Origin of the sequence: Nguyenibacter vanlangensis (assembly GCF_013376155.1) — a bacterium.
GTDB classification, from domain to species: Bacteria; Pseudomonadota; Alphaproteobacteria; order Acetobacterales; family Acetobacteraceae; genus Gluconacetobacter; species Gluconacetobacter vanlangensis.
Genome location: NZ_JABXXP010000074.1, coordinates 1 through 9,122, shown reverse-complemented (window position 1 = coordinate 9,122; position 9,122 = coordinate 1). Strand labels below are relative to the sequence as shown.

The following is a 9,122-nucleotide window of genomic DNA, read 5'->3' as shown; positions in this document are numbered from 1 at the left end:
CGGGATGCCCCATGGTGGGCCGTCCTGGCGCGGGTGGGCGCCGCCTGACCGGGGGTTGCCTGGGCATGGGCTGGCCGGACGGCCGGCAACGCCGGGACGCAGGCAACGGAGAGAACCAGGAGCGCGCGGCGGGAAAGAGGCGAGGAGCGACGATGGAGCATGAGCGAAGAGGCCGTTTTTGCAATGTTAAAATTTCGCCAACGTCCCTATCCGCTGAGCGCACCGATGCCCCGTGAAACTTCGGTGACGATGCACGCTTACAACAGTCCCGAAGAAATATTCCTGAAATAATAAGAAATAACCGCCATGAAGCATGTTCCCACGGGCACCCGGGTGGAACATCGGGCGCCGCCGCCGGCGGGAATGCCGTATCGGTGTCGTCTTTTCTGCAACAGTCGATCGGTTTTTTGCTCTGGCATATGCGCCGTGCTGGGGCATCCGCATCTTGACCGTCGACAACCCGGCCCGGGATGTGGTTTACGGCGGAACGTCTTATCGTGTCGAAATTGAATTGAGTGGGGATCTGAGCGATGGAACAGGGATTTCGTGCGTGCCTGCTGGTGGCGACGATGCTGGCGGGCGCGTTGACCATCGTGCCAGCCGCCCGAAGTGCGACGCCGGTCGAGAAGAAGACCGGCGCGGAGCAGAAGAAGCAGGGGGACGCCCCCGGGGACGCCCATGCGCCGCGCGCCGAGGAAGTGAGCGTGACGGGCCGGACGGCGCGGACGCGGGCGCCCGGCGGCGGATTGATGCGGGTCGAGACGGCGACCAAGGCGGTGCAGACCATCACCCGCGACTTCATTGCCAAGCAATCGCCCACCACCAACATCCAGCAATTGCTGCGGATGCTGCCGAGCGCCAACGTCCAGGACCAGGATTCCTACGGCCTGTTCTCGGGGGCGACCGAGGTCCGCGGGCTGGACCAGACCAATATCGGCTGGACTCTGGACGGCATGCCGCTGAGCGATATCGGCGGCGGCCAGTTCTATTCCAACGAGGTCCTGGAAGCCGAGGACCTGGAAACCGTGTCGCTGCAGCCGGGTTCGGTCAATCTCGACAGCCCGGTCGTCAGCGCGGCGGCCGGCCTGGTTTCCGCCACCATGAGCAATCCGACCCATACGCGCGGCGGCCTGCTGGATATCTCGTTCGGTTCGTTCGACATGACGCGCGAGTTCCTGCGCCTGAATACCGGCGATATCGGGTCGAGCGGCGTGCGGGCCATGTTCTCGTTCAGCCATACCCAGGCCAACAACTGGCGCGGCCCCGGCATGGCCGACAAGTACCATTATGATTTCAAGCTGATCAAGGATTTCGAGAACGGCAGCCATACCGGCCTGACCGTGTCCTATAACGACCAGGTCAATGATTCCTTCCTGAACCCCAACCTGGCGCAATACAAGGCGAACGGATACAGCAACAACTACCTGCCGTACTATACCGGCGTGAATAGCAACGGCACCAATTTCTACAAGCTGCACGTCAATCCCTTTGCCGACGTGGTGGCGGTGCTGCCGACCCATGTCGTCGTCACCCCCGATTTCTCGATCGACGATACGGCCTATTTCTGGCATGGCATCGGCAACGGCACCGGCGCCAGCCTGCTGACCCAGGGCAGCACCTATTATGGCGGCCAGCCGGCCGCCATCGATCTGGGGGCCAAGCAGGCCGTCGCCCTGACCCCGTCGAACCAGGAACAGTTCCGCCCCGGCAACACGCTGAAATTCAATTACCGCCTCGGGTCGCATCATCAGTTGACGGCCGGATGGTGGTATGAATATGCCAACCTGCTGCAATATTCGCCAGTGAGCTATGTCAACCAGGTGACCGGCGAGCCGGCGAATATCTGGGGCGTTTCCAGCCTGTACCAGCTTCCCGGTGGCCAGCCCTGGAAATATCGCAACTTCCTGAGCCTGTCGCAGGTCAACATGCTGTTCATCGGCGACAGCATGGATTATTTCGACAAGCGGCTGCATATCGACCTGGGCTTCAAGGAAGCCATGATGACGCGGCGTATCTACAACTACGTGCCGAACACGGTCTATAACCGCAATCTCAGCGCGTCCGAGCCGCTGCCGCAGGTCGGCATAAGCTGGAATTTCGACCGCCGCAACCAGATCTACGTCAGCGGCGCCACGAATTTCAAGATGCCGCAAAATACCTCGCTGGTCGATTACTACAGCAACACCTCGCCGGCACAGACGCAGCGCGGCGGCGCGTCGGCACCGCAATATTCGATCTCGGAAGAGGTGGGCTATCGCTATAACGGCGACCTGCTGGTCGGCAGCATCTCGTTCTTCAACTATAATTTCACCAACCGCCAGCTCAGCCTGAGCTTCTATCAGAACGGCGCGCCCTACAGCCAGACGGTCAATGCCGGCGGCCAGACCAGCCGCGGCGTCGACGTCCAGCTTGCCACGCGACCGATCTGGTTCCATCTGCGGCCCTATGTCGCGTTTGAATATCTCGACGCGCGCATCGACAACAATCTGGCCGCAACCGGCACGCTGCACGGCAAGACGGTGAATGACTATCTGCCCACGGCGGGCAAGACCCAGATCGAAAGCCCCAAGGTGCAGGCCAGCCTGGGCCTGGATTACGATGACGGCTCGCTGTTCGCCGGTGTCCAGTTGAAATATACCGGCAAGCAGTACGCGACCTTCATGAATGACAGTTCGATCCCGCAATTCATCACCGACAACGTCAATGTCGGCTATCGCTTCCATTCGGTCGGATTCATGAAATCGCCGCAGATCCAGCTGAACATGTCGAACCTGACAAATGCCAAGCTGCGCAGCGGGATCTATACCTTCCAGACCAATGCCAACACCACGACCGGCGTGTATGGCAGCACCGTCAAGGGCGGTCTCCCCGCCTATTACCTCCAGGTCCCCTTCACCGCCGTCGTCACGATCTCAACCGGGTTCTGATGGCCTGAATGGGCGCGCTGCCGGACGTCCGATGGTTCGGACGTCCGGCCGATCGGCGCCGTCGGCCCTGGGGAAAGGAAAGCGTCAGGCGGTCGTCCTTATGCGAATCCTTCCAGAACGATCTTGCCCTTGGCCTTGCCGCTTTCGAGCAGCATATGGGCCTTGCGGAGATTGGCCGCGTTGATCGTGCCGAAATGATCCGCCAGGGTCGTGCGGATGCGGCCGGCATCCACAAGTGATGCGATTTCGTTCAGCAGCGCCCCCTGTCCGGCGAGGTCCGCCGTGCCGAACAGGGGGCGGGTGAACATGAATTCCCAGTGCAAAGACAGGCTCTTGCGCTTCAGCGGCAACGCATCGAGCCGGGCCGGATCGTCGATCAGGCCGAAATGCCCCTGCGGCGCGAGCAGGTCGACAATGTCGCCGGCATGCTGCTCGGTCTGCGTGGTCGAGAAGACGAAGCCCGGCGCACCCGTGGCCAGGGCCGCGACCTGCGCGGCCAGGGGGGCGGTGTGATCGACGACGTGGTGGGCGCCCAGGTCGCGCACCCAGGCCTGCGTTTCGGGGCGGGACGCCGTGGCGATGACGGTCAGGTCCGTCAGCGCGCGAAGAAGCTGGATGGCGATGGACCCCACGCCCCCCGCGCCGCCGACGATCAGGATCGACGGTGACGCGCCCGGCACGGCGCGCCGGACGTCGAGACGATCGAACAGCATTTCCCAAGCCGTAATCGCCGTCAACGGCAGGGCTGCCGCCCCGGCCCAGGACAGTGACCGCGGCTTGTGCCCAACGATGCGCTCATCGACCAGATGGAACGCGGCGTTGGTGCCCGGGCGCTGCAATGCGCCCGCATAGAATACCGGATCGCCGACCGAAAAGCCGGTTACCTGAGGGCCGGTCGCGACGACGATCCCCGAGGCGTCCCAACCGAGCACGCCCCAGGTTCCCGCTTCGGGCGCCGCGTTCCGCCGCATTTTCGTATCCACCGGATTGACCGAGACGGCCCGGACTTCGACCAGCAAATCGCGACCCTGCGGCACCGGGCGCGGCAGGTCGATATCCTGCAGCGCATCGGGATGATCGATTGGCAGGGGGGGCAGGTAACCGACGGCACGCATGGCTTCTGCTCCGTTGTCGTATGGGCTGTTGTATGGGCAGAAGATGGGGGTCTATGATCGAAGACCGCAAGAACGCACATATAACACCCATAGTATCGGAAATGATACCGTCATGCCCCGTATTCGTCACAAGGCCCTGGATTGCAGTCCCGGCTGCACCGTTGAGGCGACGCTGGAACTGATCGGCGGCAAGTGGAAGGGAGTCATTCTCTATCACCTGCTGGACGGGACGCTGCGCTTCAACGCGATCCGCAAGCGCCTGGCCAATATCACGCAGCGCATGCTGACGATGCAGCTTCGTGAACTGGAGGAGGACGGCTTCGTCACACGCACCGTCTATGCGGAGGTGCCGCCGAAGGTCGAATACAGCCTGACCGAGCGGGGACGCAGCCTGGAGCCGGTCATCATGGCGCTGAAGGTTTGGGGCGATGCGCACACAGGGCCGGCGCGGTCCATCGCGCCGGGGAGCGGGACCGCGCGTTCATCCTGATTCTCGGCGCCCTGAACGGAATCAGAATTCGTGACGATTTTCGTTACCAGCCTTTATAAGTCGCGACATTTTTGCGATCGACCAGTTGCGGCGGCAGAAGCGTCACGTCCTGCGCCGGCTTCTTTCCGTTCATGAGGTCATAGCCCGTCCGAACGCCCAGGGACCCCTGCTCTGCCGGATTCTGGCTGGCGGTGGCCTGGATCAGGGTATCGGTCTTCAGCGCGTCGACCACGTCCGGGGAGCCGTCCACCGAGGTTATGACGATGCCCCTGCGCCGCAATTGCCGGGCCGCGAGGTTGGAACCGATCGCCTGGGGGTCGGCGACCGTGAACAGTCCCTGAAAATCGGGGAAGCGCGTCAGATACCCCATCATGACGTCCAGCCCCCCGTCGCGGGAGATCTTGCCGTTCTGGTTGTCGGACAGGATCCGGATGTCCGGATGCTTGGCCAGGGATTCCTTGCATCCGTCGACACGCTCGATCACCGACGAGGTCTGCGGGCCGTTCTGGATGATGACGGCGCCCCTGCCCCCGATGGCGGAGGCAAGAAAGGCGCATGACAGCCTGCCCGCCTGCTTGTTGTCGGTCTGGATGGTTGCGTCGGCGCCGTCCGCTTCGACATCGACGGCAACCACCACGATCCCGGCCGCCTTCGCCCGCTTCACCGCCGCGCCGATCGCATGCGGATCGGCGGCTGCCAGCAGGATAAGATCCACGCCCGACGCGATGAAATTGTCGATTTGCGACGATTGCTTGCCGAGGTCGTAATCGGACGACACCGCGAACACGCGCGCGTCCGGATTGATCGCGTGCGCGCTGTCGGTAGCCCCCTTCACGAGGGACAGGAAATACGGATTGCCGAGAGAGCCGACCGAGATGCCCACGGCATGCAGGTCCTTGGCATATGCCGCATGCGCGCCGAACGCCAGGCCACAAGCCAGCAGCGCACCGGGCAGCGCGGCCTTCTTCAGATATTTCATGTCTTTCTCTTATTTTTGGCACCGCACGGAGGCGGCGCGGGAGGGATAGCGCGATGCGGCGGTTCGGAGCGTCGACGATTCAGAGTGTCTTGAGCATGCCGCCATCGACGAAATAGGTGGAGCCGACGCTGTAGGTCGCCTTGTCGGAACACAGGAACACGAAGAAATGGGCCAGTTCCTCGGGCGTGCCGAAGCGCCGGATGGGCGCATGCTCGTCCGCGACGCCCTGCAGATAGGACTGCCAGTCGCCGCCCGAACGCGCGGTCAACTCCTTGGCGGTCTTGATCCAGTCCGGCGTCAGGATCAGGCCGGGATTGACGCAATTGACGCGGATATTATCCCCGATCAGTTCCGTGGACAGCGTCTTGGAAAACATCTGCAGCGCCGCTTTCGTGACGTTGTAGATCGGCTCGTACCACAGAGGCTGCGCGGCGCAGATCGACGCGTTATGCAGAATGACGCCGCCGCCGCGCCTTTTCATGCCCGGTGCGAGGCCCCGCGCCAGGCGCACCGCCGCCATGACGTGCAGGTCCCAGTAGAATTGCCATTTCGCGTCATCGGCCTGCATGATCGTCTCGTTGGAGCCCGTGCCGGCATTGTTGATCAGAATGTCCGCGCCGCCGAACCCGACATCCACGCGCCGCAGCACCGCATCGACGCCGTCCGCCGTGGCTATGTCCGCCGCCACGCCGACCGCCCGCACGCCGCATTCCGCCGACAGCCGTCCCGCCGCCTCGTCCAGGCGATCCTTCTGCCGCGCCACCAACACGAGATCGGCGCCTTCTGACGCCAGTCCCTTGGCCACGGCCAGGCCGATGCCAACGCTGGCGCCGGTAATGACCGCGACTTTACCCTTCAGTCCCAGATCCATGATCTTTCCCCGTTTTTCATGGTTATGCGTGGCATCCAGGCGCCTCGGCCGCTTCCGACGTGCCCTCGTGACGGATCAGGCGGCGGACATCCCGCCGATAGCGTGAGGGAGTCGTCCGGCGAACCTGAAGAAACTGCCTATTGAAATTGGAAAGGTTGCTGAATCCGATCGTCGCGCTGATATCGGCGACCGATGCGTCGGTCGTCGTCAGCAACTGGCACGCCCGCCCGATCTTCAGCTTTTTCATGAAAGACACGAACGTATCGCCGGTGGCGCGGTGGAATTGCCGCGAGAAAGCCGACGCGGACAGCCCGACCTCTCGCGCGATGTCGCACTGACGATGGAAGATTGTATTATTTTCCATGATCCTTCTGATAATTCGGTCTATTTTCTCCATCTCCATGTCGTCCGAAGAGAGAGTCAGGCCGGCGCCGCACAATGTCCGCCGCGGGCACCGGGACAGGTCGAGCAGCAGGTCAATGATGGCCGGGATCCGTGCCGCGTCGTCCATCGTACCGAGTCCGGCGAGACGCGCGCCGAGGCGCGCGACTTCCGGCCCCAGGAATTCGACCCCATGGCGCGACGCGGCCAGAAGCTCGTGCAGGACGTCAAGTTCCGGGCAGAGCGTCATCAATCCCTGGAACCATGACCCGTCGACCTGCAGGACCACGTCACGCCCCGGCACCACCTCGTCCGGCCCCATGTCGCTGAACCAGCCATGCGGCACGTCGGGTCCGATCAGAACGAGATGTCCCGGCGTGAAGAAACCGAGATAGTCGCCGACAATATAATGTCCACATCCTTTGGTGATCAGGTGCAGTTCGTATTCGGGGTGGTAGTTCCATCTCGCGCACGGCGCCGGATAGTCGTGCGTATGCCAGACGAAGCTGCTGCGCGGTTCGCGCCGCACGATCTCGAAGACCGGTGTCGCCACACGCGTCTTGCGGGCCGAATGCGTGCCGTGGGCCATGATGTCCGTTCTTCTTGGTTCTTATATCTTCTTGACGGAACGCAGCCAGGCGTTCGACCGGTCTATGCCATCCGGATCTGCAGCTTGACGTCGGTCGGCCGCGCGGAGGCCGCACGCTCGAACGCCGCGATCGAATCCGCGAAATCGTAGGTTCCGGAAATCAGCGGCTTGAGATCGATTTTTCCAGACGCGATCAAGGCGATCGCACGATCGTAGACGTTGGCGTAGCGGAACACGGTTTCGATCGTGATTTCCTTGGCCTGCGCCGCGACGATGTCGAATGCGACCTTGTCGACCGGCATGCCCACCAGGACCAGCGTGCCGCCGGGCCGGACGACGGCCAGCGCGTCGTCATAGACGCGGGGGCTGCCGCTGGCCTCGAACACCACGTCGGCGCCCCAATCCGCCCCGCATTCCGCACGGACGGCGTCGCGCAGCGTGGTCTGCGTGACATTGACCGGCAAGATCCCATGGTAGCGTGCCGCGATGTCCAGCTTGGGGGCCGCGATATCCGAAATGATGACCTTGCCGGCCCCGGAACCGAGCGCGGCCAGCGCCACCATCATCCCGATCGGCCCGCAGCCGGTCACGACGCAGACGTCACCGGGCTTGATCCGTGCCTTCACGGCCGCCTGCACGCCGATCGCAAACGGTTCGACCATCGCACCTTCGGCGAAGCTGACATTGTCCGGCAGGCGATAGGTGAACGCCGCCGGATGCACCACCAGAGGAGTCAGGCATCCATGCACCGGCGGCGTCGCCCAGAAGGTCACGGCGGGATCGACATTATAGATCCCGAGCTTGGACGCACGCGAGGTCGGATCGGGGATCCCCGGTTCCATGCACACGCGGTCGCCGATTTTCAGGTTCGTGACGGCGGCGCCGATTTCCACCACCACCCCGGATGCCTCATGACCCAGCACCATCGGCTGCTCGACCACGAAATGGCCGATGCGGCCATGCGTATAATAATGCACGTCACTGCCGCAAATACCGACCGTCTGGATTCGCACCCTGACATCGCGCGGGCCCAGAGTATCGGGAAGGTCGATATCGCGCAGCGACAGCTCACGCTGGCGTTCGAGAACGAGAGCAACGGGCATCGTCTTTTCCCCCGGCGGATCTCCCGATTGGTCGGGGAGCCGCTTCTTGTTGCCCCGATTAAGACGTGCCGCATCGCATGCGTCTAGGTCGTTTTTTCCCTTCGGCCGATACTCTTTTGCGTACTATCCAAGACGTGATCGGGCCAAGACGTGATCGGACGGCGCGCGCCGTCGCTTGCGCCCTTGGTTCAATACCCGGCGGCGCGGTCGATCTCGCCCACCATTCTCTCGCCGTTGCGGTGGCGGCGGATATTGGCGATCACCATGTCGACCCCGCTCTCGGCCTGCGACGAACTGGCGATATGCGGCGTCAGCATCACGCGCGGATGGTCCCAGAACGGATGGCCGGCCGGCAGCGGCTCGGGCTCGGTCACGTCCAGCACCGCCTGCGCCACCTGTCCGTCGGCCAGCGCCTCCAGCAGGTCCGCCTGCACCAGATGCCCGCCCCGGCCGCAATTGATCAGGCAGGCCCCGCGCGGCAGCCTGGCGAACAGATCGCGGTTCAGAATCCCGCGCGTCTGTTCGGTCAAGGGCATCAGGCAGACCAGGATGTCGGCCCCGGCCAGGAAATCGTCCAGTTCCGCCGCCCCGGCAAAGCCGGCGACCCCGTCGAGCGGCCGCGGGGTGCGACTCCAGCTCCGGCAGGCATAGCCGCGCGCGGCCAGCG

At 63.4% G+C, this 9,122-nt stretch carries 9 protein-coding genes; 3 read left to right on the top strand and 6 right to left on the bottom strand.

Annotation, left to right across the window (positions count from 1 at the left end):
* The first annotated feature begins 159 nt into the window (after positions 1–159).
* Both HUK84_RS23510 and HUK84_RS06390 read left to right on the top strand, forming a co-directional pair.
* Complete coding sequence (locus HUK84_RS23510; protein WP_281362743.1) at positions 160–291, top strand: hypothetical protein; 132 nt, start codon at positions 160–162, stop codon at positions 289–291.
* A 239-nt stretch (positions 292–530) separates the two neighbouring features.
* Complete coding sequence (locus HUK84_RS06390; RefSeq protein ID WP_176639536.1) at positions 531–2,927, top strand: TonB-dependent receptor; 2,397 nt, start codon at positions 531–533, stop codon at positions 2,925–2,927.
* 98 nt (positions 2,928–3,025) lie between these two features.
* Here HUK84_RS06390 and HUK84_RS06385 read toward each other — a convergent pair whose 3' ends face one another.
* The gene (locus tag HUK84_RS06385; RefSeq protein ID WP_176639535.1) at positions 3,026–4,042 is read right to left on the bottom strand and encodes a zinc-binding alcohol dehydrogenase family protein; all 1,017 of its coding nucleotides are present in this window, start codon (positions 4,040–4,042) and stop codon (positions 3,026–3,028) included.
* Between the two features lie 112 nt (positions 4,043–4,154).
* On the opposite strand from HUK84_RS06385, the gene HUK84_RS06380 reads away from it, so the two are divergent.
* On the top strand, positions 4,155–4,532 hold the full coding sequence (locus HUK84_RS06380) for a winged helix-turn-helix transcriptional regulator (RefSeq protein WP_176639534.1): 378 nt from the start codon (positions 4,155–4,157) through the stop codon (positions 4,530–4,532).
* Between the two features lie 43 nt (positions 4,533–4,575).
* On the opposite strand, the gene HUK84_RS06375 is transcribed toward HUK84_RS06380, so the two are convergent.
* The 5 genes from HUK84_RS06375 to HUK84_RS06355 all read right to left on the bottom strand — a co-directional run.
* Entirely contained in the window at positions 4,576–5,511 is a 936-nt protein-coding gene (locus HUK84_RS06375; protein WP_176639533.1) for an ABC transporter substrate-binding protein, read from the bottom strand.
* A gap of 79 nt (positions 5,512–5,590) precedes the next feature.
* Positions 5,591–6,382: an SDR family NAD(P)-dependent oxidoreductase gene (locus HUK84_RS06370; RefSeq protein WP_176639532.1), complete on the bottom strand. Its 792-nt coding sequence runs from the start codon at positions 6,380–6,382 to the stop codon at positions 5,591–5,593.
* 22 nt (positions 6,383–6,404) lie between these two features.
* Complete coding sequence (locus HUK84_RS06365; protein ID WP_176639531.1) at positions 6,405–7,352, bottom strand: AraC family transcriptional regulator; 948 nt, start codon at positions 7,350–7,352, stop codon at positions 6,405–6,407.
* Positions 7,353–7,414: 62 nt separating this feature from the next.
* Positions 7,415–8,455, bottom strand: a complete 1,041-nt coding sequence (locus HUK84_RS06360; RefSeq protein WP_176639530.1) for an NAD(P)-dependent alcohol dehydrogenase — start codon at positions 8,453–8,455, stop codon at positions 7,415–7,417.
* A 188-nt stretch (positions 8,456–8,643) separates the two neighbouring features.
* Positions 8,644–9,122: NAD(P)-dependent oxidoreductase (locus HUK84_RS06355; protein WP_281362741.1), on the bottom strand; the 479-nt coding region annotated here is incomplete at its 5' end.